This window comes from Streptomyces sp. NTD91 (assembly GCF_059510455.1).
The window spans coordinates 70,438-92,711 of record NZ_JCAJZW010000001.1 but is presented as its reverse complement, the minus strand read 5'-3'; the positions used below and the strand labels follow the sequence as shown (position 1 = coordinate 92,711).

Here is a 22,274-nt window from a genome sequence, read left to right as displayed (position 1 = left end):
GCATGAGCACCACGGAGCGTCCCAGGATCCTCGTAGTAGGCGGTGGGTACGTAGGCCTGTACGCAGCTCGGCGCATTCTCAAGAAGATGCGCTACGGCGAGGCGACCGTCACGGTCGTCGACCCCCGGTCGTACATGACCTACCAGCCCTTCCTCCCCGAAGCCGCCGCCGGCAACATCTCCCCACGCCACGTCGTCGTCCCGCTGCGGCGCGTGCTGCCGAAGGCGGAGGTCCTCACCGGTCGGGTCACCACCATCGACCAGGACCGCAAGGTCGCCACGATCGCCCCGCTGGTGGGCGAGGCGTACGAGCTGCCCTTCGACTACCTCGTCATCGCGCTCGGCGCCGTCTCCCGCACCTTCCCGATCCCCGGCCTCGCCGAGCAGGGCATCGGCATGAAGGGCATCGAGGAGTCCATCGGCCTGCGCAACCACGTGCTGGAGCAGTTGGACAAGGCCGACTCCACGACCGACGAGGAGATCCGCCGCAAGGCGCTCACCTTCGTCTTCATCGGCGGTGGCTTCGCGGGCGCGGAGACCATCGGCGAGGTCGAGGACATGGCCCGGGACGCGGCCAAGTACTACAGGAACGTGTCCCGCGAGGACATGCGCTTCATCCTCGTCGACGCCGCCGACAAGATCCTCCCCGAGGTGGGTCCCAAGCTCGGTCAGTACGGCAGGGAACACCTGGAGAGCCGGGGCGTGGAGATCTACCTCTCCACCTCCATGGACTCCTGCGTCGACGGCCACGTGGTGCTGAAGAACGGCCTCGAGGTCGACGCCGGCACGATCGTGTGGACCGCCGGCGTCAAGCCGAACCCGGCGCTCGCCCGCTTCGGTCTGCCGCTCGGCCCGCGCGGCCACGTCGACTGCGAGCCCACGCTCCAGGTCAAGGGCACGGACTACATCTGGGCCGCCGGTGACAACGCGCAGGTCCCGGACCTCGTCGGCCGCAAGGCGGGCAACGAGAACGCCTGGTGCCCGCCCAACGCCCAGCACGCGCTGCGCCAGGCCAGGGTGCTCGGCGACAACGTGGTCTCCGGTATGCGGGGCTTCCCGCAGAAGGAGTACGAGCACGCCAACAAGGGTGCGGTCGCCGGTCTCGGCCTGCACAAGGGCGTGGCGATGATCGTCATGGGCAAGATGAAGATCAAGCTCAAGGGCCGCCTCGCCTGGTACATGCACCGCGGCTACCACGGTCTGGCGATGCCGACCTGGAACCGCAAGATCCGCGTCTTCGCCGACTGGACGCTCGGCATGTTCCTCAAGCGCGAGGTCGTCTCCCTGGGCGCCATGGAGAACCCGCGCGAGGAGTTCTACGAGGCCGCCAAGCCGGCGCCGGTCGCCGCCGCGAAGACCGAGGAGAAGGCCAAGGCCTCCTGACCCCGGTCGTCCGAACGCCCCGAAGGGGCCGCCTGCCATCCGTGGTGCGGGCGGCCCCTTCGGCGTGCTGCGGCACTTCCGGATCCGGGCGCCGACACACGGATCCCGCCTCCATCCGTGTGGCACCTGCAACTGTTTTGCTCAGTTGTAACTCCTTTGCGGGACTGCGCGAGACAGCGGACGGTGTTTACGTGGTTACCGGCATCCGGGATCGTCGTCTTGGAGGTGTGCGCCATGGCCGACGCCGCGTCGCGGCTGAGGAGTCTTGCCGAGCAGCTGCTGGGAGTTCCGCTCCCGGTGCGGATCCGCGCCTGGGACGGGTCGCAGGCCGGCCCGCCGGGCGCGCCGACGCTGGTCGTGCGCAACCGCCGCGCCCTGCGCCGCATGCTGTTCAAACCGGGAGAGCTGGGCCTCGTCCGCGCCTGGGTCTCCGGGGACCTGGACATCGAGGGCGACCTGTACGCCACGCTGGACGCGCTGGCGGGACTGGTGTGGGAGCGAGGGGAGGACGCCCGCGGCCTCCTGGACGCCGTGCGCGATCCCGCCGTACGGGCCGCCGCACGCGACCTGCTGAAGCTGGCCGGGCCGCCGCTCCCGCCCGCCCCACCGCGCGAGGAGGTCCGCAGACCGCGCCGGCATCTGCACACCCGGCGCACCGACAGACGGGCCATCAGCCACCACTACGACGTCGGCAACGACTTCTACGAGCTCGTCCTCGGTCCTTCCATGGTGTACTCCTGCGCGTACTGGGAGGAGGGCGGCACCCTGGAGACCGCCCAGCGGGACAAGCTCGAACTCGTCTCCGTCAAGCTCGGCCTGACGCCCGGTCAGCGGCTGCTGGACGTCGGCTGCGGATGGGGCTCGATGGCCGTCCACGCGGCCCGTGAGCACGGCGTGAGCGTCGTGGGGGTCACGCTGTCGCAGGAGCAGGCGGCGCACGCCCGCAAGCGCGTCGCCGACGAGGGGCTGACCGACCGGGTGGAGATCCGTGTACAGGACTACCGGGACGTCACCGACGGGCCGTTCGACGCCATCTCCTCCATCGGCATGGCCGAACACGTCGGCGCCGAACGCTACCTGGAGTACGCCAGGCAGCTGTACGGCCTGCTCGAGCCCGGCGGAAGGCTGCTCAACCACCAGATCGCCCGCCGCCCGCAGCGCAACGAATCGACGTACGAGGTCGACGAGTTCATCGACGCGTACGTCTTCCCCGACGGTGAACTCGCTCCGGTCGGCACCACCGTGACCCAGTTGGAGCGCGCCGGGTTCGAGGTACGGGACGTGGAGTCCCTGCGTGAGCACTACGCCCGTACGCTGCGCCGCTGGGTGGCCAATCTGGAGGGGGACTGGGACCGCGCGGTCCGCCTCACCAGCCCCGGCCGGGCCCGCGTCTGGCGGCTGTACATGGCCGCCTCCGCGCTCGCCTTCGAGCACAACCGGATCGGTGTCAACCAGGTGCTGGCCGTCCGTACCCCGGAATCCGGTGTGTCCGCACTGCCGCTGCGCGCCAGGACCTGGACCGCCTGAGCGCCGGCTGGGGGGTTTCGTTCGGATCAGGTCGGACGGGCCGCGGCGTCCGGTGCGGTGCGTCGCAAAGCGGAGGAACACCCGCGCACTGGGCGAACTCGGGTGGTCCGACAACACGGCGAGGTGCCGTGCCGGGCTCGCGGACCCGGGCTGATCCGGACGAAACCCCCTGGGGACCCCGCCCCGGCGGGGCTCCTCGCCGGTGTCGTACGGCTACTCGGCCTTGATCGCCGCCAGCATGTTCAGCCGGGCCGCGCGCCGGGCCGGCCACAGGGCGGCGAGGACGCCGACCGTGGCCGCCAGCAGCAGGAACACCGCCATCCGGCCCCAGGGCAGGACCAGTTCGTACGTCGGGATCTTCGTGCCCAGCAGCTGACCGGCGGCCCAGCCGAAGAACACGCCGAGGCCGATGCCGAGCACCCCGCCGAACAGGGAGATCACGAGGGACTCCAGGCGGACCATCCGCTTGACGGCCTTGCGGTCCAGGCCGATCGCGCGGAGCATGCCGATCTCCTGGGCGCGTTCGAACACGGACATGGCCAGGGTGTTGATGACGCCGAGGACCGCGACGATCACCGCCATGCCGAGCAGGCCGTAGAGCATGTTCAGCAGCGTCGTGAACATCTGCGCGATGCTGTTGGAGATGTCCTGCTTGTCCTGGATCTTGATGGCCGGGTTGGTGCCGAGCGCCTCGGCCAGCCGGTCCCTGGTCGCGCCGGAGGCGCCGCCCGCCGTCTTGACCATGACCTGCATGTCGGCCGGGTTCTTCAGATGCGGGGTGAGGACCGTGTTGTCGAGCATGATCCCGTTGATCATGTCGTTTCCCTCGTAGACACCGGCGACCGTGAGGGTGCGCGCCCTGCCGTCCTCGAAGTGCGCGGTGAAGTGCGAGCCGGGCGTCCAGCCGTAGTCCTTGGCACGGTCCTTGTCGACGACGACCCGGGTGCCGCTCACCGTGAACGAGCCCTCGTCCACCTTCAGGTCCGTCAGTTTCCCGATGGACGAGCCGTCGACGCCGGTCAGGAACTCGGTCTTGCCGTCGATGCGGGACTCGGCGTTGCGCAGGGGGCTGCTGGCGGTGACGCCCTTGGCGGTGGCGAGCTTGTGCGCCACGTCGGGGGAGAGCGGGGAGCGGTTGGCCATCGAGACCACGTAGTCCGCGCGGATGGCCGAGGAGGCCATCTTGTCGATCGCGGTCTGCAGGCTGCCCGCCATCACCGTCATGCCGGTGATCAAAGTCAGGCCGATCATCAGCGCGGAGGCGGTGGCCGCGGTACGGCGCGGGTTGCGCACCGAGTTCTGCCGGGCCAGCTTGCCGGAGACGCCGAAGGCGCGCAGCACCGGGGCGGCGGCCGCGATCAACGGGCGGGACAGCAGCGGGGTCAGGATGAACACGCCGATGACCAGCAGGACCGCGCCGATGCCCATCGGGCCCTGGGCGGAGTCGGCGTCCATCGTCGTGGCCGCGAGGACCACCGCGACACCGGCCCCCGCGAACAGCGCGCCGAGGGTGTTGCGCAGTACCAGCGACTTGGTGGTGGCCTTGGCGTGGATGCTGCTCATCGCCGCCACCGGCGGGATCTTCGCGGCGCGCCGGCCGGGCAGCCAGGCGGCCAGCATGGTGATGAGGACGCCGACCGCCAGCGCGGCCACCACCGTGCCCGGGGTGATCACCAGTGGCCCGTCGGGCACGCTCGCGCCGAAGGAGCCCAGCAGCGAGCGCAGGCCGGCACCGATGCCGATGCCGGCGGCGAGACCGGCCACGCCGGCTACCGCGCCGACCGCGAACGCCTCGAGAAGCACCGAGCGGGTGACCTGGCGGCGGGAGGCGCCGACCGCGCGCAACAGGGCCAGCTCCCGGGTGCGCTGGGCGACCAGCATGGTGAAGGTGTTGGCGATGATGAACGTGCCGACGAACAGCGCGATGCCCGCGAACACCAGCAGCGCCTGCTTCAGGCTGCTCATCGAGTCGGCGATCGTCTTCGCCTGGTCGTCGGCGAGCTGCTTGCCGGTGGTGGTCCTCACCAGATGCGCGGGCAGCGCCTTGTCGAGCGCGGCCTTCAGCGCGGTCTGGCTGGTGCCGGGCGCGGCCTTGACGTCGATCTCGTCGTAGCCGCCCTTCTTGCCGAACAGCGCCTGCGCGGTGGGCGTGTCGAACAGCGCGAGGCTGCCGCCGGCGGAGACGTTGCCGTCGTCGGTGGTGAAGATGCCGGTGAGCCTCGGGGTGAGGACCGGGCCGTTCACGGACAGGCGCACGGTGTCGCCGACCCGGTAGCCGGCCCGCTTCGCGGTCCTGGAGTCCAGCAGCACCTCGCCGCTGCCGTGCGGGGCGTGGCCGCTGACCAGCGGATACCGTGCGTCCTGGGGGCCCCAGTAGTTGCCGCCGTTGGACTGCCAGTCGCCGCCGACGAGCTTGCCGTGCCGGTCGGCGACGGCGGTGAAGCCGCTGACGACACCGGTCGCTGAGGCGGCGCCGGGGACCCCGGCGGCCTTGTCCAGCGTGGCCTGCGTCAGGTCGGACAGCTTGCCGACGCTGTCGCCCCTGGACTTCTGGTACTCGGACTGCACGGCGACGTCGACCTGGTCGAAGCCCTTGGCGGAGCTCTTCTGGTAGGCGTCGGAGATGGTGTTGGTGAAGACGAGCGTCCCGGAGACGAAGGCCACGCCGAGCATGACGGCGAGGACGGTCATCAGCAGCCGGGCCTTGTGCGCGAGGACGTTGCGCAGGGCGGTGCGGAACATCAGGAAGTACGGCCCTTCGCGTCGAACTGCTTCATCAGGTCGAGGACGGAGTCGGCCGTGGGGCCGTACATCTCGTCCACGATGCGGCCGTCCGCGAGGAAGATCACGCGGTCGGCGTATGCGGCGGCCACCGGGTCGTGGGTCACCATGACCACGGTCTGGCCCAGCTCGCGCACGGAGTTGCGAAGGAAGCCCAGCACCTCGGCGCCGGAGCGCGAGTCGAGGTTTCCGGTCGGCTCGTCACCGAAGATGATCTCGGGCCTGGAGGCGAGGGCGCGGGCCACGGCCACGCGCTGCTGCTGGCCGCCGGAGAGCTGGGCGGGCCGGTGGCCGAGCCGCCCGGAGAGGCCGACCATCGAGATCACCCGGTCGAGCCAGGCCTTGTCCGGTTTCCGTCCGGCGATGTCCATCGGCAGGGTGATGTTCTCCAGGGCGGTCAGCGTCGGCAGCAGGTTGAACGCCTGGAAGATGAAGCCGATCTTGTCGCGGCGGAGCTTGGTGAGCTGCTTGTCCTTCAGCGAGCCCAGCTCTGTGTCGCCGATCCGCACGGACCCGGAGGAGAAGGTGTCGAGGCCGGCCACGCAGTGCATCAGGGTGGACTTGCCGGAGCCGGACGGGCCCATGATCGCGGTGAACTCGGCCTGCCGGAAGTCGACGGAGACCCGGTCCAGGGCGACCACCCGGGTCTCACCCTGCCCGTAGATCTTCGACAGCTCCGTGGCGCGTGCGGCCACGGCGGTGGTCCGGTCGGCGGTGGGGGTGGTGGTCACGGGACGGTGCTCCTGTCGGGACGACGTGTGTTCCATGGGGACCGCTCCATCGTCCCGGCACCACGAGCGTGTGTAGTCAGTCGCTGTTCCGGTTCCGGGTGGCGACTCGGGTCGGACGGGAGAGCGCCGTGTCATACCTGGGGAGGACGGGGGACCCTGAGAGGCGGTGGCTGCCGGGACCGCCCCGGGGCCGTCGTCGAACCGCGCTCGAACGGTGTCGAGAACGGGTGGAACACCCTCGTTCGGACGGTGAAATTCCGTCATTCCACGTACGCGCGCATGCCCGTCACGTCACGCTGTTGGCAAGTGCGGATGGCCCGTTCCGCGGGCTGATGCACCCTCAGACATCAATAAAATAAGACAACATCGGTCCGCCCGCGCGCAGTTCGGGGGATGCGTCCCGATAGGCTCGAACCTCGAAGCGGAGCCCCATGGCCTGCCCGGATGGTGGAATGCAGACACGGCGAGCTTAAACCTCGCTGCCCCTTCGCGGGCGTGCCGGTTCAAGTCCGGCTCCGGGCACCACCGCGCCCCGTCGCCGGGGCTTCGGCGCGCGGCTCAACCCTCGTACACCGTCAGCACCGCGCCGTCCACCTCGATGCGCCGGCCCGCCCTCAGGCCGTCCGCGCGCAGGGTGTGCAGGCAGGTGTGGAACAACTCCAGTTCGTCCGCGTCCAGGATCGCGGCGGCCAGGTCCAGCAGTTCGGTCACCGCGTCCTCGGTGAGCACCCGGGGCAGCTCACCGGAGAGCAGGACGACCGATTCACCGGCGGGGCCCCGGACCACCGCGGTGGTCGGCCCGCCATGCACGAACAACACGTTCCCCCCAAAGAGCCCGGGTGGTCGTACGGCTCTCGCTCCTCGGGCAGACGAGAGACTAGCGGGGGATGTGGCACCGTTCGGGTGCAGTTGCATGATTTTTTCCGGCGTGGCCGGGAAACGGGCCTTCCGGTCACTTCTCCGGTGCGGATCGCGCCGAGCGGCCGAGCAGCGACTCGACCAGGGCGGCGACATGCCTGCGGTCGTCGGCCGACAGCTGCTGCACGCTGGCGATGAGCACCTCCACCTCGGGGTCGGTGCTGCGGGTGGCCGCTGCGGCCGGGTCCTCGTCGGCCGGGCCGCCGTAGACGTGGATGCCGCAGGCCTCGGCCGCGGCCCGGCGCACGGTGTCGAGCGGCAGCTCGAGTCCCTTGGCCAGGCCTTCCAGGGTGGTGGCCTGGGGCATGCGGACGACCCGGTCGGCGGTGGCCAGGTGGTGGACGGTGGAGCGGGGCACTCCGCCGCGCCGAGCCACGTCGCCGTAGGACCAGCCCTGACGGTCGAGACGCTCACGGATCAACTGCTGCAGTGCGTTGGCCACCGAAGTCCACTTCCTGCTCGCCGCTCGACCGAACCGTCCCTGTCGGCGCCGATTCTACGGTCGGGTAGCGGGGCCGCCGAAAGGGTGATTCACCGAACGGGTTGCGCGGGGGTGCCGCGAGGCCCTAGTGTCCAATCTCGTTGGACAGCTCGTCCGACCAAGTTGGACAGAGTCCGGGGGGAACCTGACTCTCTCCGACCGGAACCGCCTGTTTCCCGAGGGGGAATCGATCATGTTGAACGCCCATGAGCTCGACGCCGAGTCCGCGGAGCTGCTGCCGGGCCGTGAGGCCCTGGGCCGGCTGAAGTTCAGCTTCGGCAAGACGGTCACCGTCACCAAGCACGTCGCGCACATCAACGCGCACAACGAGTCCGCCGCTGTGAACGACCACTCCTCGTGGTCGGACGCCGAGTCGTCGGCCCAGCAGACGATCAGCGTCAAGCAGTAACGGCACCGCCGCGACAACGGCCGCGGGGCGGATCGCACGCGTGCGGGGCGGTCCGTCCCGCGGCCCTTGGGGGGGAACAGCGTGGGGGGAGACCACGGATGACGGTGCTCGACGACGGCACCAGCGCGCTGTACGACACCGGTCCGGTGCCCGGGCCCGGCGGCTGGCCGGTGACGTACGAGCAGGTGACGACCGGCAGCCTGCCGGCCGTCGGAACGCCGGTCCGGCCGGCCCCGCGGCTCAGCGCGGGACTGCGGCTGCACGGCGAGTACCAGGGCTCGGGCTTCACCGAGCCGAAGTACATCGCCCGTCGGGGGGACGGGCAGGTCGTACAGCTGTCGCGGTTGCTGTACCTGGTGGCATCGTCGGTCGACGGGATCCGTGACGCCGAGACGATCGCCCACCGGGTCAGCGCCCGCTACGGCCGCGAGGTCAGCGGCGAGAACATCCGCTACCTGCTGGAGAACAAGCTCCAGCCGCTCGGCGTGACCGTGCCCGAGGGCCAGGAGGACGACGAGGTCGACGCCCCGCGCTCCGACCTGCTGCTCGCCCTCAAGGGTCACCGGGTGATCTTCGACGAGCGCCGCACCGGGCGGATCGCGCGAGGCCTGGCCTGGCTGCACCGCCCGGCCGTGGTCGCCGCCGTGCTGCTCGCGGCGCTCGCGATGGACGTCTGGCTGTTCGGCTTCTTCGGAGCGATCGAACCGGTGCTGGAGGTCCTGGACCAGCCGGTGCTGATCCTCATCGTCTTCGGGCTCACCGTGGCCTCGCTCGTCTTCCACGAGTTCGGCCACGCCTCCGCCTGCCGGTACGGCGGCGCCCGGCCCGGCTGCATCGGCTGCGGGCTGTTCCTCATCTGGCCGTCGATGTACACCGACGTCACCGACGTCTACCGGATCTCGCGCGGGGGCCGGCTCCGCACGGATCTCGGCGGGGTGTACTTCAACGTCGTCTTCATGCTCGCCATGGCCGGCGCCTACTTCGCGACGGGAGCGCAGTTCTTCCTGGCCGCCGTCTACCTCGGGCACTTCGAGATCCTGGAACAGCTGATGCCGGCCGTCCGTCTGGACGGCTACTACATCCTCGGCGACCTCGCAGGAGTGCCGGATCTCTACGGCAAGATCAAGCCGATCCTGCTCTCGCTCGTGCCCGGCGCCAAGGGCCGGGCGGCGCGCACCGAGGTCGCCGGGCTCAAGCGGTCCGCGCGCACCGTCGTGGCCACCTGGGTGCTGACCATGGTGCCGCTGATCGCCGGCGAGATGGGATACGCGCTGTGGAACCTGCCCCGGATCCTCACCACCATGGTGCGCTCCCTGACCGCGCAACTCATCGGCACCGGCGAGGCGTTCGCGCACGGGCAGGTCGTCACCGGGCTCGTCGGGGTGATCGGCAGCGTGATGCTGCTGTGCCCGATGGCCGGTGTCGTCTACCTGTCCGTGAAGATCGGCGGCCGGCTGTTCCGGGCCGCGAAACGCTCCACCGCAGGACGGCCCCGGCTGCGCCTCGCGCTGTGCGTGCTCGCCCTCGCCGGACTGACCGGGCTCTCCTACGCCTGGGTGTCCGGCATGACCCCGAAGCCGCTGCCGAAGAAGCCCCCGATCGCACCGATCCTGCAACCCGGGGTGCCGACCGAGGCACCGTCGCCGAGGGACGCCTCGACCCCGGGCCACGACGGGCAGGGCGGGTACGGCACCGGTGGCGCCTCCGCGTCGCCGTCGGCGGTGCCGGGGGCCTCCGCCTCCGCGCCGGGGGACGCGCCGTCGCCGGGCGTCTCGGGGAGCGCGTCCGTCTCGGCGCCCCCGTCGTCGGCGTCGGGCCCGGCGGCACCGGGCGCTCCGACCGGATCGGGAACCCACCAGCCGGAGTCCTCCTCCGGCGGCACCACCGCGGATCCCACCCCGCCCGCCGGCCAGGGCTCCGGGACCCCGGCCTCTCCGACCTCGACTCCGTCGGAGAGCGTCCCCGCGTCGACGGCCGGGAGCCCCACGGCGACGCCGACCGCCGGCTCGCCGGCACCGGCGTCCTCCTGACACCGCATCAGCCACACTCTCGGCCCTCGCGGGCCGCCCGAACCATGTACGGAGACCCCATGAGCAGCCACCGCAAGGCACGCTCCAGCAACCATCCCTTCGCCCGGCACGCCCTGCGCATGGGCCTGTTCGCTGCCGGAGCCGCCGGAGTCGCCGGCGCGGCCACGGCCGTACCGGCGCAGGCCGTGACCGGTGCGGCGCACGCGGCCTTCGCGTCCGACCACGTCTTCAGCCACGCCGACCGGGCCCACCACACGCGGGCCGAGGACTCCTTCACCATCCGCCAGTTCGGCACCGTGAACGCGGCCGGGGTCCGCAACCAGGCCAACGCCGTCTCCTCCGGTTGCTCGGCCGACGACCACTGCCGGTCCGTCGCGCTGTCCTTCCAGATCGTCACGATCGCCGGTGAGCGCACGCACCTGAACGCCGTGAACCTCAGCGACGCGGCCAACAAGGAGTGCACCGGCTGCCAGACCCTGGCCGGCGCCTACCAGTTCGTCGTGTCCACCCCGGCCCCGCTCACCCTGGACGCAGGCGCCCGGCAACAGCTCGCGGACATCCACCGCCGGCTGGACGCGCTGACCCGCTCCGCGCTGCCGGCGGCCGAGCTCAAGCAGCGGGTCGACGGCCTGGCGGGCGAGGTCGGCGCGGTTCTGCGGGACGCGGTGGCCCACGCGCCGAAGGCGGCCTCCTCGGCCCGGCCCGGTGTCACGCTCCACCGGCACCTGGACGGCTGGCCGGGGAACTGAGACCAGGGGCGCGGAAACGGTGCGGCCGCCGGGTGTCGTGGCTGGTCGCGCGGTTCCCGCGCCCCATTGACATCGGTCGGCCTCCGGCGCAGACTCAGCGGCGCACGTTCGTGAAGGAAAGTTCACCAGACGAACGCCTAGAGTCGAACCGGAAGGGACGAACCGATGCGCACCACCGTCGGGATCATCGGAGCCGGGCCGGCCGGACTGCTGCTCGCGCGGCTGCTGCACCGCGCCGATATCGACTCGGTCCTCCTGGAGAGCCGCGACCGTGCCTACGTGGAACATCGGCAGCGCGCCGGAATCCTGGAGCAGGGCACGGTCGACGTGCTGCGCGCGGCCGGCGCCGGGGAGCGGATGGACCGGGAGGGGCTGCGGCACGACGGCATCGAACTGCGCTTCGACCGCCGCCGGCACCGGATCGACTTCCCCGGCCTGACCGGCGGCCGGTCGGTGACGGTGTACGCCCAGACCGAGGTCTGCAAGGACCTGATCGCCCTTCAGCTGAAGGAGGGCGGGCCGCTGATGTTCGAGGCGGAGGCGCTGGCCGTGGAGGACGCACAGAGCGGCCGGCCGCGCATCCTGTTCCGGCACCAGGGCCGCGAGGACGTGCTGGAATGCGACTACGCCGTCGGCTGCGACGGCTTCTGGGGCGTGGCCCGCGAGGCCTTCCCCGCCGCCCTGTCCCGCGGCTTCGAACGGACGTACCCCTACGCCTGGCTCGGCATTCTCGCCGACGTCGCGCCCTCGCACGAGGAACTCGTCTACGCCCGCCACGACCGCGGCTTCGCCCTCCTGTCCATGCGCTCCCCGTCCGTCTCCCGGCTCTACCTCCAGGTGCCCGCCGGTGCGAACGCGGACGACTGGAGCGACGACGCGATCTGGTCGGAGCTGGAGCGCCGCTTCGAGACGGACGACGACTGGCGGCTGGAACGCGGCCCCGTCACCCAGAAGTCGGTCACGCCGATGCGCTCCTTCGTGCACGAGCCGATGCGGCACGGCCGGCTCTTCCTCGCCGGTGACGCCGCCCACATCGTGCCGCCGACCGGCGCCAAGGGGCTGAACCTCGCCGTCGGTGACGTCGTCACCCTCGCCCGTGCCCTCGCCCACGAGAAGGAGACCGGCTCGGCGGACCTCCTCGACACCTACTCCGCGACCTGCCTGCGCCGCGTCTGGCAGGCCGAGCGGTTCTCCTACGACATGACGACGATGCTCCATCCGGCCCCCGGGGGCACCCCCTTCGACGCCCGCCTCCAGCTGGCGCGCCTGGAGCGGATCGCCTCCTCCCGAGCGGCCGAGACCGACCTGGCCGAGGCGTACACCGGGTTCCCGCTGGACCGACCGGGGCAAGCGGGTCAGGAGCGGGTCTCGGCGAGGTAGCAGGTTCGTCATGGAAACCGATCACCCATGGCCGGGAATCACCGGTACGCGTAGCGTGTTGGGCAGCACGGCAGGGGAAAGATCCTCCTCAGGTATCATGGTCGATCCTTTGCCAATCCATTACTCTTGAGCCAAGGCTGCGCACGGCAGCCATGGAGGAGTGAAATGAGGAGCAGCAACCCGGTCTTCTCGCGACGGGGGTTCAGCCGCGCCGGCGGTTACGCCGGTTTCAACACCGCGCCGCAGGCCGGGTACGCACAGGGCAACCCGTACGCGCAGAACCCTTACGCCCAGAACCCGTACGCCCAGCAGGGTGTCCAGTTCGGCGCGCCGCCGCAGGCCCCCGCCACCACCGACCGGATGACGATGGACGACGTCGTCGTCCGCTCGGCCATCACGCTCGGCACCGTCGCCGTCGGCGCCGTCCTCGCCTGGGCGCTGCTGCCGGTCACGGCCACCAGCTACGGCCTGGCCATCGGCTCGGCGATCGTCGCCTTCGTCCTGGCGATGGTCCAGAACTTCAAGCGCACGCCGTCGCCCGCGCTGATCCTCGGGTACGCCGCCTTCGAGGGCGTCTTCCTCGGCGTCATCAGCGAGATGTACAACAGCCGCTGGAGCGGCGCCCCCTTCCAGGCGGTGCTCGGCACCATGGCGGTCTCGGCCGCGACCCTGCTGGTCTACAAGGCAGGCTGGATCCGCGTCACCGCCCGCTACGCCCGCATCGGCATGTCCATCGCGTTGGCGTTCCTGGTGGTCATGGCGGTGAACCTGCTGCTGGTCGCCTTCGGCGTCGCCGAGAACGGCGGTCTGCGCAGCTTCGGTCCGCTGGGCGCGCTCGTCGGCATCGTCGCCGTCGTGCTCGGCGCGTTCTTCCTGACCCTCGACTTCAAGCAGATCGAGGACGGCATCGCCTACGGCGCCCCGCGCAACGAGTCCTGGCTGGCCGCGTTCGGTCTCACCGTGACGCTGGTCTGGATCTACCTGGAGATGCTGCGCCTGGTGGCGATCTTCACCAACAACGACTAGCGCGCTCACCGGTCGTGAAAAAGGGTCCCGGAGTTCGGCTCCGGGACCCTTTTCGTGTCTAGAGCAGCTTGCGTGCTGCCCTCCTCAGGTCGTACTCGTGGACGATCGCCTTCGCGTGGCCGTACGCGAGGTCGTACTCGTGCCGGAGCCAGCTGACCTTCTCCTCGAAGCGGAACAGGGCGGGGCCTTCTTCGACGGTGCGCAGCCAGTCGGAGACTTCACGACCGGTGCAATGGGGGATGCGGGCGAGCAGATTGCGGTGGGTCTCCTCCGAGAAGAGCTGGGACATCGGCGCCTCCGAACGCAAAGGGGATGTAAGCCGGTCCTTCACGTCACGGTGCCTGAGCGTTCGCGTATTGGCAACAGTGCGGCGCGTTACGCTCGGCGCGTGGTTGATACGACGCCCTTGACCCGAGCCGTGGATCACTTCGCCGACAGATTGCGCGCCGCGCCGCAGAGCCGGCTCCAACGCAGCGCCGCCGCGGAGGCGCTGGCGCTGGCCAGGTCGTTGGCACGGTGGGCGCAGGCCGTCGAGGAGCCGGGGACGGAGCCCCGGGAGATGCCGGACGCGGGGATGTTCGCCGCGGCGGACCAAATCCTCGTGGCGGCGCACGACTTGTCGCTGGTGCTGGAGAGTGACGATCAGGTCGCCGAGGCGGTGCGGTTGGTGGAGGAGGCGCGGGAGAGAGCCGGGGTCTGAGGCGCCCCTTCGGGGCGCTGCCCTACAGCGACGCGATGACCCTGTCCGCCAGGATGTAGACCATGTCCTCGCCGCAGGCGAAGGTCAGGGTGTAGGCGCCGGAGATGCCGGAGCCGCCCAGGAGGTAGGGGGCCTCGCCCGCCTCGACCGCTGCCGCGAGGCGCTCGGCGGTCTCGCGGTGGCCCGGGGTCATGCACAGCGTGGTGCCGTCGGCGAAGACGTAGACGTCGAGGGTGCCGAGGGGGCCCGGACGGACGTCGGCGAGTTCGACGCGCTCCGCGGACAGCTGCTCCAGCATGGTGACGGTGCGTTCGTGGTCGTTCACCGCCGACGACTGCACCGGGACGAAGTCGGGGTGCGAGGGGTGACGGCGACGGGCCGCGGCCAGTTCCGGGGACTCCCCGGCGAACTCGTCGGCCTCGACGGTCGGCTCGGACACCGGCTCAAGGCCGGCGAAGTCGGTCTGCCGAGGCAGGAACAGGTCGTGCTCGGGCAGACCGAGCAGGGTCGGCGCGTCGGAGGCGTCACGGGCCTCCTGCGCCGCCCAGAACGCACGCGCCTCGGCCAGCTCGCGCTCCCGCTCCTCGGCGAGCGCCTCGGCCACGGCCGCGCGTATCCCGTCGGTGTCGGCGCTGCCGCGCGCGCTCGGCAGCAGCGCGCCCAGGGCGGCCGCCTGGTTCTCGGCGAGCTGGGCCTGAAGCTCCGCCAGCTGCCGGCGCAGCTTCAGAACGGTGCGCAGGACGGCGACGCCCACGGCGCCCGTGGCGGCCGTGGTGAGCAGCAGGGCGATCGGCATGGCGCTCACTGACGTACTCCCGGTTCAAAGTCGACCCCCGACTTCCTACATCAGCTTGAAGGGCGGACTAAGCAGCTGTCAGTGCGTAACGTCACGAAAGGGACAGGGCTTTGGCTTCGGGGGTGCGTCCTGTGCTGCGCCGGCCTGCGCTGACCTGCAGCGATGCGGTCGGCGAGTCAGATAGGTCACATCCTGGGCGAGATTGGATCACGGAAAGGCCCAGAACCTTGGGCTTTCCCCGGTTCTGGGCCGTTCTCCGACGTTACGTGTCCGGTTCGCTACCGAACGTGCGTCAGCTGAGGCGCTCGATGACCATGGCCATGCCCTGGCCGCCGCCGACGCACATCGTCTCCAGGCCGAACTGCTTGTCGTGCCACTGCAGGGAGTTGATCAGGGTGCCGGTGATGCGGGCGCCGGTCATGCCGAAGGGGTGGCCGACGGCGATCGCGCCGCCGTTGACGTTCAGCCTGTCGATGTCGATGCCGAGGTCGCGGTAGGAGGGGATCACCTGGGCGGCGAAGGCCTCGTTGATCTCGACCAGGTCGATGTCGTCGATGGTCAGGCCGGCGCGCGCCAGGGCCTGCTTGCTCGCCTCGACCGGGCCGAGACCCATGATCTCGGGGGAGAGGCCGGAGACGCCGGTGGACACGATCCGGGCGAGCGGGGTGAGGCCCAGTTCGCGGGCCTTGGTGTCGCTCATGATGACGACGGCGGCGGCTCCGTCGTTGAGCGGGCAGCAGTTGCCGGCGGTGACCAGGCCGTCCGGGCGGAAGACCGGCTTGAGGCCGGCGACGCCCTCCAGGGTGACGCCGGCGCGCGGGCCGTCGTCCTTGGAGACGACGGTGCCGTCGGGGAGGGTCACCGGGGTGATCTCGCGCTCCCAGAAGCCGTTCTTGATGGCTTCCTCGGCGAGGTTCTGCGAGCGGACGCCGAACTCGTCCATCTCCTGGCGGGTGACGCCCTTCCAGCGGGCCAGGTTCTCCGCCGTCTGCCCCATCGCGATGTACGCGTCCGGCACCAGGCCGTCCTCGCGCGGGTCGTGCCAGGTGGTGCCCTCCTGCTCCGCGACGGCGGCGGTACGGGCCTCGGCCTCGGCGAAGAAGGGGTTGTGCGTGTCCGGGAGGCTGTCGGAGTTGCCCTTCACGAACCGGGAGACCGTCTCGACACCGGCCGAGACGAAGACGTCGCCCTCGCCGGCCTTGATGGCGTGCAGAGCCATGCGGGAGGTCTGCAGGGACGAGGAGCAGTAACGGGTGATCGTGCAGCCCGGCAGGTGGTCCATGCCCATCTGCACGGCGACGATCCGGCCGAGGTTGTTGCCCTGCTCGCCGCCGGGCAGGCCGCAGCCGAGCATCAGGTCGTCGATGTCCCTCGGGTCCAGCTCGGGGATCTTGGCGAGCGCCGCCTGGATGATCGTGGCGGTGAGGTCGTCGGGGCGCAGGTCCTTGAGGGAGCCCTTGAAGGCGCGGCCGATGGGGGAGCGGGCGGTCGAGACGATGACGGCTTCGGGCATCACGGCTCCAGTGGACAGTTTGCTTTTCGGGCAGGGCCGGTTGGGAAGTTACCGCTACGTATGGTCCAGGTCACCGGTGTCGCGGTGTGACACTGGCCGCAATTTACTAAGCGCTTGCTTGGGTGTGCGGGCTCGATCACGTGGCCGGCCGTGCGGGCTCGGCTTCCGGCACGCGCCGCCGCCTGCGCCGTTTCAGCAGTGCCCACGGGCCGCGCGGCCCCGTCGGCATGGCCGCCGTGACCTCGGTGCCGGCCTCCGACGCGGCCTCGGCGGCCGCGCGCGCCACCGGCAGGAAGCCCTCGTGGCGTGCCACGTCCGGCCGCTCCTCCTCCGGCCACAGCCCCAGCGCCGCGCACACCGTCGGCAGCACCGCCATCGCCGCCGTCGCGTAGCCCTCCGCCGAGGGGTGGTAGTTGTCGGGGCCGAACAGCTCCCGCGGATTCGCCTCGAACTCCGGGCCCAGCAGGTCGCCGAGGGACACGGTCCGTCCCCCCTGCTCCACGACCCCGATCGTCTGTGCCGCCGCCAGCTGCCGGGAGGCCCGCCGGGCCAGCCAGCGCAGCGGCTGCTGCACCGGCTCGATCGTGCCGAGGTCCGGGCAGGTGCCCACCACCACCTCCGCACCGGCCGTGCGCAGCCGCCGTACCGCCGCCGCCAGGTGGCGCACCGAGCGGGTCGGATGCATCCGGTGGGTCACGTCGTTCGCGCCGATCATGATCACGCAGACGTCCGGGACGGGAAGCCCGACGGACAGCACCAGCCCCACCTGGCGGTCGAGGTCGTCCGACTGCGCCCCGGGCAGGGCGACGTTGCGCAGCTCCACCGGGCGTTCCGCCACCGCCGCCAGGCCCGACGCCAGCAGCGCCCCCGGCGTCTGGCCCGTCCGGTGCACGCCCTGTCCGGCCGCCGTGGAGTCGCCGAGCATGGTCAGGCGCAGGGGTGGTTCCCCGGGGATGTCGTAAGCGTGGCCGTACACGCCGTCGGCGACCGGAACCCGGCCGCCGCTGCCGTTGCCCACATGGCGTCTGGCCAGCCGCATCTCCGCCAGCAACAGGCCGACCGCCGCGGCGCCGGCCAGCCCGACCCCGCCACCGCCGTACGCCGCCCCGGCCGCGATACGCCGGGCCACTCTCGCCCTCGACATGCGCGTCATGCGTCGCCGCCACCTCCTCGTAGCCGTACACCCACTCCTTGCCCCGTACCGACCGTGCGCCAATCTCGACGGGGAGTGAACGACCGCCCCGGCCACGTACCTGGCCTTAGGCTGGCTGCACCACCACGACCACTTCTTTTTGCAAGCAACCGGAGACAACGGTGCAATTCCACGACTCGATGATCAGCCTCGTCGGCAACACCCCGCTGGTGAGGCTCAACAGCGTGACCAAGGGCATCCAGGCGACCGTCCTGGCCAAGGTGGAGTACTTCAACCCGGGCGGCTCCGTGAAGGACCGCATCGCCCTGCGCATGATCGAGGCGGCCGAGCAGAGCGGTGAGCTGAAGCCGGGCGGGACGATCGTCGAGCCGACCAGCGGCAACACCGGGGTGGGCCTGGCCATCGTGGCGCAGCAGAAGGGGTACAAGTGCATCTTCGTGTGCCCCGACAAGGTGTCCACCGACAAGATCAACGTGCTGCGCGCGTACGGGGCCGAGGTCGTCGTGTGCCCGACCGCCGTCGCTCCGGAGCACCCGGACTCCTACTACAACGTCTCCGACCGGCTCGTCCGTGAGACCCCGGGCGCGTGGAAGCCCGACCAGTACTCCAACCCCAACAACCCGCTCTCGCACTATCACTCCACCGGTCCCGAGCTGTGGGAGCAGACCGAGGGGAAGATCACCCACTTCGTGGCGGGCGTGGGCACGGGCGGCACCATCTCCGGCACCGGCCGCTACCTGAAGGACGTCAGTGACGGCCGCGTCAAGGTCGTCGGCGCCGACCCCGAGGGCTCGGTGTACTCCGGCGGCTCCGGGCGGCCGTACCTGGTCGAGGGCGTCGGCGAGGACTTCTGGCCGACCGCCTACGACCGCACCGTCGCCGACGAGATCGTCGCCGTCTCCGACAAGGACTCCTTCCAGATGACCCGCCGGCTCGCCAGGGAGGAGGGCCTGCTGGTCGGCGGCTCCTGCGGCATGGCGGTCGTGGCGGCGCTGCGGGTGGCCGAACGGCTCGGCCCGGACGACGTCGTGGTGGTGCTCCTGCCGGACAGCGGGCGCGGCTATCTCAGCAAGATCTTCAACGACGAGTGGATGGCCGACTACGGCTTCCTCGAGGACGAGGGGCCGAACGCCCGCGTCGGCGACGTCCTGAGCGACAAGGCGGGCGGCACCATTCCCTCCCTGGTGCACATGCACCCCGAGGAGACCGTCGGCCAGGCCATCGAGGTGCTGCGCGAGTACGGCGTCTCGCAGATGCCGGTCGTCAAGCCGGGCGCCGGTCACCCGGACGTGATGGCCGCCGAGGTCGTCGGCTCCGTGGTGGAACGTGAGCTGCTGGACGCCCTGTTCTCCAAGCGGGCCTCCCTCGACGATCCGCTGGAGAAGCACATGTCCGCCCCGCTGCCCCAGGTCGGCTCCGGCGAGCCGGTCGGTGACCTGATGTCCGTGCTCGGCTCGGCCGACGCGGCGATCGTCCTCGTCGAGGGCAAGCCCACCGGCGTGGTCAGCCGGCAGGACCTGCTGGCGTTTCTCGCCAAGGGCGGAAAGCAGTAGCGAACCCCCGGTGAACTGCCGTGTACCGCTACTCCTTGATGTGAGCCGGGGTTCGCGGAAGTGGTACGAGCGTGTCACGTGCGCGCAGCACCGGCTTAACACGGGTCCGGCAGATTGAAGGGCGTCGGCAGGGGTGAGGGTTCCTCCCAGGCGTAAGGCGCTGGGGGAGGCTCCCCGCCTTGGTCGGCGCCGAACGGCGCCAAGGACCTCCGGAGCGGCTCCCGGACCTCCATGGACGCCACGGACGCGTGATGCCCGGCCCTGACCCGGCCCGCGTCCCTCGCGGGGACCGCCGTCGTCCCGCCCCCCGGAGACGGGGGTGCGGCGGTCCCCGCGACAGTCTTTTCCAGGGGGTTCGGCGCGCGGTGCCGAATTCCCGGCAACCTGGCACCCTCGTACGAGAACTGTCCGGCCGTACCGCCGCCGGCCTCGTCGTCGGCACGCGTGCGTCATGCTGCCGGACCCGATCGGACCTGCGCTCAGTGTCCGGGCCGCGTGACGTGCGGGTGACGAACACCGAGCCGGGCCTGACGAACCGCGCGGGCGTCCCAGGCGCGCAGCCAGGAGCTGCCCGGGCAGCCGGACGAGATGGTCGGGGCGATCGGCGGCCTCTCGGGCGGAGGTCGCGGACGTCGTCGCCCATGCCACCAGTCGGCCCCGGCACGTCGACCTGCGCCGGGCCCTGGGCCTGCCGACCCGGCCGGCGTCAGGAAGATCGGTCCTCGGACGAGGTGCGCCGCCGCCCGGTGAAGAGGTCCGGGTTGGTGCGCACCGCCTGGGCGAAGTTGACGCCGACGATGCCGACCCACGTGGCCACCGTCCCGGCCGTCCCCGCGATGCCGCCGCCGACGGCGGTCAGCGGGACGGCCAGGACCAGCGAGATGACGGCGAGTCCGAAGCGCTCCGCCCAGGTGTCGGTGTTCTTCGGGCGCCGGGTGTCGCGCGCGGTCGACATCCGCTGTTCGGCCAGATGGCGCCGCACCCGGCGGTCCACCACGTCGTCGATCCGCTGCTCCACCTTCTCCAGGAAGGAGTCGACCAGCGCCGACTCGTACTCCTCGCCCAGCTCCCCGCGGGTCTGCAGGGTGGCGTCGAGTTCTCTTCTCAGGTCGGTGTCCCGCCCGTCCACTCCGGTCATGGCCCCTACGGTAGGGAGCGCTCACGCCCTCCGCACTGGGGACAACCCCCCTCTTCCCCCTCGGGTTCCCGGGCCGGTACGCGGCGTTCCGCCGTCCGATCAGCCGGTACAGCAGCCCCGGTACGGCGAGGCCGACGGCCCAGCAGACGTCTGCGCCGCCCAGCCGGTCCACCAGGGGGCCGGTGCAGAAGCGCGGTGGCGAGGAAGGGCAGCTGGGCGAGCGGGCCCAGCGCGTACACCGCGAGGGCGTCCCAGCGCCAGGCGCCGCAGGTGGCCGAGGCCGTCGCCTGCTGAGGTGCCGTTCGGGAAACGCTCGTGGACCGCATCGAACTGGATCCGAGATGTCCCTTGCCGGGCTGTATAACGTCATGCAGAGTTCTTGGTGTGTGAATAGCTTGTCAACGGGCTGGTGCGAATCGGCCGTGACGGATGACCGAGGGCAGGGCCGGATGTCCGGGTCGAGGGGAGTCTGGGCGTGATGTTGCCACGCAACGTGGATGCGCCGTCGTCGGTGCAGTCGGCCGCGGTGGTCCTCGACGGCACCGGGCCCGGCGTCGACGACGCCGTACCGGCCCTCGCCGCCCTTGACCACTTCGGGGCCGCCCTCGCCCAGGTGCCCCGGCCGTCCACCTCCCGCCTGTCCAGCCGCGACGAGCCCGCCCACACCCTGATCCGCACCGTACTTGCCGGCAGCGAACCGGCCTCCCCCGGCGTGGTGATCCCGGAGGACGCGGCCGGGGCGGCCCTCGGCGATCGACGTGCCTTTTCCGCGCCCGCCTCGCTGGGCCACCCTGTACTCTCCCGGGGCGTCGAGGAAAAGGCGGGCTTCGCCTCGCTCGCCGCGCGGCAGACCCCGCGCGCGTGCGGTGCGTATCGTCTGGTGGTCGGCCGCCTGGTCGCCGCCGTCCGCGCGCCGCGCCGGCGCGACCTGCGGCCCGGCCCGGGGCTGCCGGCCGGCCGGGCGTTCGCGCTCGCCGAGCCGGTCCTGGACGCCGACCCGGCCGACCGGCCGCTCACGGACGACGTGACGGAGGCGGCCGTACTGCTGGACCGGTTCGCGGACATCTGGAGGGGGAGCGCGTCATGAGCGTGGACAGGAGTACCGAGGCGACGGGCGTGCCCGACAGCCCCGCGGGTCGGCTGCAGGCTCTGTTCGAGGGGCACCGGCTCACCCCGACCCAGCGGCGGATCGCGCACAGCATGGTCCGCCGGGCCGCGGACGTGCCGTTCCTGTCCAGCGTGGAGCTGGCCGAACTGGCGGGGGTCAGCCAGCCGTCGGTGACCCGGTTCGCGGTCGCGCTCGGCTTCGACGGCTACCCGGCGTTGCGCAAGCACCTGCGCGAGGTCGTCCCGGCCGAACCGGCCGCCGAGGCGGTCGCCTTCAACGAGTACCAGCAGGCCGTCGAGGCCGAGATCGAGAACCTCAGGCACCTCGCCGACCTGCTCGCCGACCCGCGCCCGGTGCAGAAGGCCGGCCGGATCCTGGCCGCCTCCCGTCCGCTGCCGGTGCTCGGCCTGCGCGCCGCCGCCTCCCAGGCGTACGGCTTCTGCTACTTCGCCGCCAAGGTCCATCCGGACGTCCGGCTGCTCGACGAGGGCGGCACGATGCTCCAGGACCGGATCGACGCCGCCGTACGCGCGGGCGCCTCCGCACTGCTGTGCTTCGCGCTGCCCCGGCATCCGCGTGAGGTCGTCGACACCCTCGCCTACGCCAAGGACCTGGGCCTGACGACCGTCACGGTCGCCGACTCCGCGTTCGCGCCGGTCGCCAAGTACTCCGATCTGCTGCTGCCGGCCGCCGTCGGCACCGGACTCGCCTTCGACACCGCGTGCGCGCCGATGCTGCTCGGGCGGGTGCTGCTGGAGGCGGTCTGCGACGACCTGCCCGAGGCGCAGGCCCGGCTGGAGGAGTTCGACGCGAAGGCGGCGGCGCGGGGCCTGTTCGTGGAGTGAGCCCCTCGCACAGGTGCTCTCAGATTCGTCTCACGTTCGCGCGTTAAATTTCCC

19 protein-coding genes, 1 tRNA gene and 1 pseudogene are annotated in these 22,274 nt (G+C 71.2%); 12 read left to right on the top strand and 9 right to left on the bottom strand.

Annotated features, from left to right (window positions below; translation table 11 throughout):
• Positions 1-2 precede the first annotated feature (2 nt).
• Positions 3-1,382 carry an NAD(P)/FAD-dependent oxidoreductase gene (locus AC5WRT_RS00415; RefSeq protein WP_496099819.1) on the top strand — a complete coding sequence of 460 codons (1,380 nt, stop codon included), beginning with the start codon at positions 3-5 and terminating at the stop codon, positions 1,380-1,382.
• Positions 1,383-1,616: 234 nt separating this feature from the next.
• The gene (locus tag AC5WRT_RS00410; RefSeq protein ID WP_496091572.1) at positions 1,617-2,909 is read left to right on the top strand and encodes a class I SAM-dependent methyltransferase; all 1,293 of its coding nucleotides are present in this window, start codon (positions 1,617-1,619) and stop codon (positions 2,907-2,909) included.
• 213 nt (positions 2,910-3,122) lie between these two features.
• Here the strand turns inward: AC5WRT_RS00410 and AC5WRT_RS00405 are convergent, their stop codons facing one another.
• Together AC5WRT_RS00405 and AC5WRT_RS00400 are read right to left on the bottom strand one after the other, a co-directional pair.
• Complete coding sequence (locus AC5WRT_RS00405) at positions 3,123-5,651, bottom strand: ABC transporter permease (RefSeq protein ID WP_496099818.1); 2,529 nt, start codon at positions 5,649-5,651, stop codon at positions 3,123-3,125.
• The gene (locus AC5WRT_RS00400) at positions 5,651-6,421 is read right to left on the bottom strand and encodes an ABC transporter ATP-binding protein (RefSeq protein WP_496091570.1); all 771 of its coding nucleotides are present in this window, start codon (positions 6,419-6,421) and stop codon (positions 5,651-5,653) included. The genes AC5WRT_RS00405 and AC5WRT_RS00400 overlap by 1 nt, the downstream gene beginning before the upstream one ends.
• Positions 6,422-6,859: 438 nt before the next feature.
• Between AC5WRT_RS00400 and AC5WRT_RS00395 the strand changes: the two genes are divergently transcribed.
• Positions 6,860-6,946: transfer RNA gene (locus AC5WRT_RS00395), tRNA-Leu, on the top strand.
• A gap of 33 nt (positions 6,947-6,979) precedes the next feature.
• Here AC5WRT_RS00395 and AC5WRT_RS00390 read toward each other — a convergent pair.
• Together AC5WRT_RS00390 and AC5WRT_RS00385 are read right to left on the bottom strand one after the other, a co-directional pair.
• Positions 6,980-7,231: a hypothetical protein gene (locus AC5WRT_RS00390; RefSeq protein ID WP_496091569.1), complete on the bottom strand. Its 252-nt coding sequence runs from the start codon at positions 7,229-7,231 to the stop codon at positions 6,980-6,982.
• A gap of 142 nt (positions 7,232-7,373) precedes the next feature.
• Complete coding sequence (locus AC5WRT_RS00385) at positions 7,374-7,781, bottom strand: helix-turn-helix domain-containing protein (protein WP_496091568.1); 408 nt, start codon at positions 7,779-7,781, stop codon at positions 7,374-7,376.
• Between the two features lie 232 nt (positions 7,782-8,013).
• Between AC5WRT_RS00385 and AC5WRT_RS00380 the strand changes: the two genes are divergently transcribed.
• The 5 genes from AC5WRT_RS00380 to AC5WRT_RS00360 all read left to right on the top strand — a co-directional run bounded on the left by AC5WRT_RS00380 (position 8,014) and on the right by AC5WRT_RS00360 (position 13,414).
• Positions 8,014-8,229: a hypothetical protein gene (locus tag AC5WRT_RS00380; RefSeq protein WP_496091567.1), complete on the top strand. Its 216-nt coding sequence runs from the start codon at positions 8,014-8,016 to the stop codon at positions 8,227-8,229.
• Between the two features lie 98 nt (positions 8,230-8,327).
• Positions 8,328-10,259 (top strand): zinc metalloprotease, encoded by a 1,932-nt coding sequence (locus tag AC5WRT_RS00375; protein WP_496091566.1) that lies wholly within the window; start codon positions 8,328-8,330, stop codon positions 10,257-10,259.
• 59 nt (positions 10,260-10,318) lie between these two features.
• Positions 10,319-11,008, top strand: a complete 690-nt coding sequence (locus AC5WRT_RS00370) for a hypothetical protein (protein WP_496091565.1) — start codon at positions 10,319-10,321, stop codon at positions 11,006-11,008.
• 165 nt (positions 11,009-11,173) lie between these two features.
• Positions 11,174-12,388: a 4-hydroxybenzoate 3-monooxygenase gene (locus AC5WRT_RS00365; RefSeq protein WP_496091564.1), complete on the top strand. Its 1,215-nt coding sequence runs from the start codon at positions 11,174-11,176 to the stop codon at positions 12,386-12,388.
• A 165-nt stretch (positions 12,389-12,553) separates the two neighbouring features.
• Positions 12,554-13,414, top strand: coding sequence for a Bax inhibitor-1/YccA family protein (locus tag AC5WRT_RS00360; RefSeq protein WP_496091563.1), 861 nt, complete (start codon positions 12,554-12,556; stop codon positions 13,412-13,414).
• Between the two features lie 58 nt (positions 13,415-13,472).
• On the opposite strand, the gene AC5WRT_RS00355 is transcribed toward AC5WRT_RS00360, so the two are convergent.
• Entirely contained in the window at positions 13,473-13,703 is a 231-nt protein-coding gene (locus AC5WRT_RS00355) for a DUF4287 domain-containing protein (RefSeq protein ID WP_020940491.1), read from the bottom strand.
• Positions 13,704-13,802: 99 nt separating this feature from the next.
• Here AC5WRT_RS00355 and AC5WRT_RS00350 point away from each other — a divergent pair, with 99 nt between their 5' ends.
• Entirely contained in the window at positions 13,803-14,114 is a 312-nt protein-coding gene (locus AC5WRT_RS00350) for a hypothetical protein (protein ID WP_496091562.1), read from the top strand.
• Between the two features lie 22 nt (positions 14,115-14,136).
• Here the strand turns inward: AC5WRT_RS00350 and AC5WRT_RS00345 are convergent, their stop codons facing one another.
• The 3 genes from AC5WRT_RS00345 to AC5WRT_RS00335 all read right to left on the bottom strand — a co-directional run bounded on the left by AC5WRT_RS00345 (position 14,137) and on the right by AC5WRT_RS00335 (position 17,576).
• Positions 14,137-14,919, bottom strand: a complete 783-nt coding sequence (locus AC5WRT_RS00345; protein ID WP_496091561.1) for a hypothetical protein — start codon at positions 14,917-14,919, stop codon at positions 14,137-14,139.
• A 283-nt stretch (positions 14,920-15,202) separates the two neighbouring features.
• Positions 15,203-16,423, bottom strand: coding sequence for an acetyl-CoA C-acetyltransferase (locus AC5WRT_RS00340; RefSeq protein ID WP_496091560.1), 1,221 nt, complete (start codon positions 16,421-16,423; stop codon positions 15,203-15,205).
• Positions 16,424-16,559: 136 nt separating this feature from the next.
• Positions 16,560-17,576 (bottom strand): SGNH/GDSL hydrolase family protein, encoded by a 1,017-nt coding sequence (locus AC5WRT_RS00335; protein WP_496091559.1) that lies wholly within the window; start codon positions 17,574-17,576, stop codon positions 16,560-16,562.
• Between the two features lie 161 nt (positions 17,577-17,737).
• Here AC5WRT_RS00335 and AC5WRT_RS00330 point away from each other — a divergent pair, with 161 nt between their 5' ends.
• On the top strand, positions 17,738-19,129 hold the full coding sequence (locus AC5WRT_RS00330) for a cystathionine beta-synthase (RefSeq protein WP_496091558.1): 1,392 nt from the start codon (positions 17,738-17,740) through the stop codon (positions 19,127-19,129).
• 706 nt (positions 19,130-19,835) lie between these two features.
• Here AC5WRT_RS00330 and AC5WRT_RS00325 read toward each other — a convergent pair.
• The gene (locus tag AC5WRT_RS00325) at positions 19,836-20,267 is read right to left on the bottom strand and encodes a hypothetical protein (RefSeq protein ID WP_496091557.1); all 432 of its coding nucleotides are present in this window, start codon (positions 20,265-20,267) and stop codon (positions 19,836-19,838) included.
• A gap of 580 nt (positions 20,268-20,847) precedes the next feature.
• Here AC5WRT_RS00325 and AC5WRT_RS00320 point away from each other — a divergent pair.
• Both AC5WRT_RS00320 and AC5WRT_RS00315 read left to right on the top strand, forming a co-directional pair.
• A pseudogene (locus AC5WRT_RS00320) lies at positions 20,848-21,354 on the top strand (histidine ammonia-lyase); the annotation flags it as partial.
• Positions 21,351-22,220, top strand: a complete 870-nt coding sequence (locus AC5WRT_RS00315; RefSeq protein WP_496091556.1) for a MurR/RpiR family transcriptional regulator — start codon at positions 21,351-21,353, stop codon at positions 22,218-22,220. The pseudogene AC5WRT_RS00320 and the gene AC5WRT_RS00315, both read left to right, overlap by 4 nt.
• Positions 22,221-22,274 lie beyond the last annotated feature (54 nt).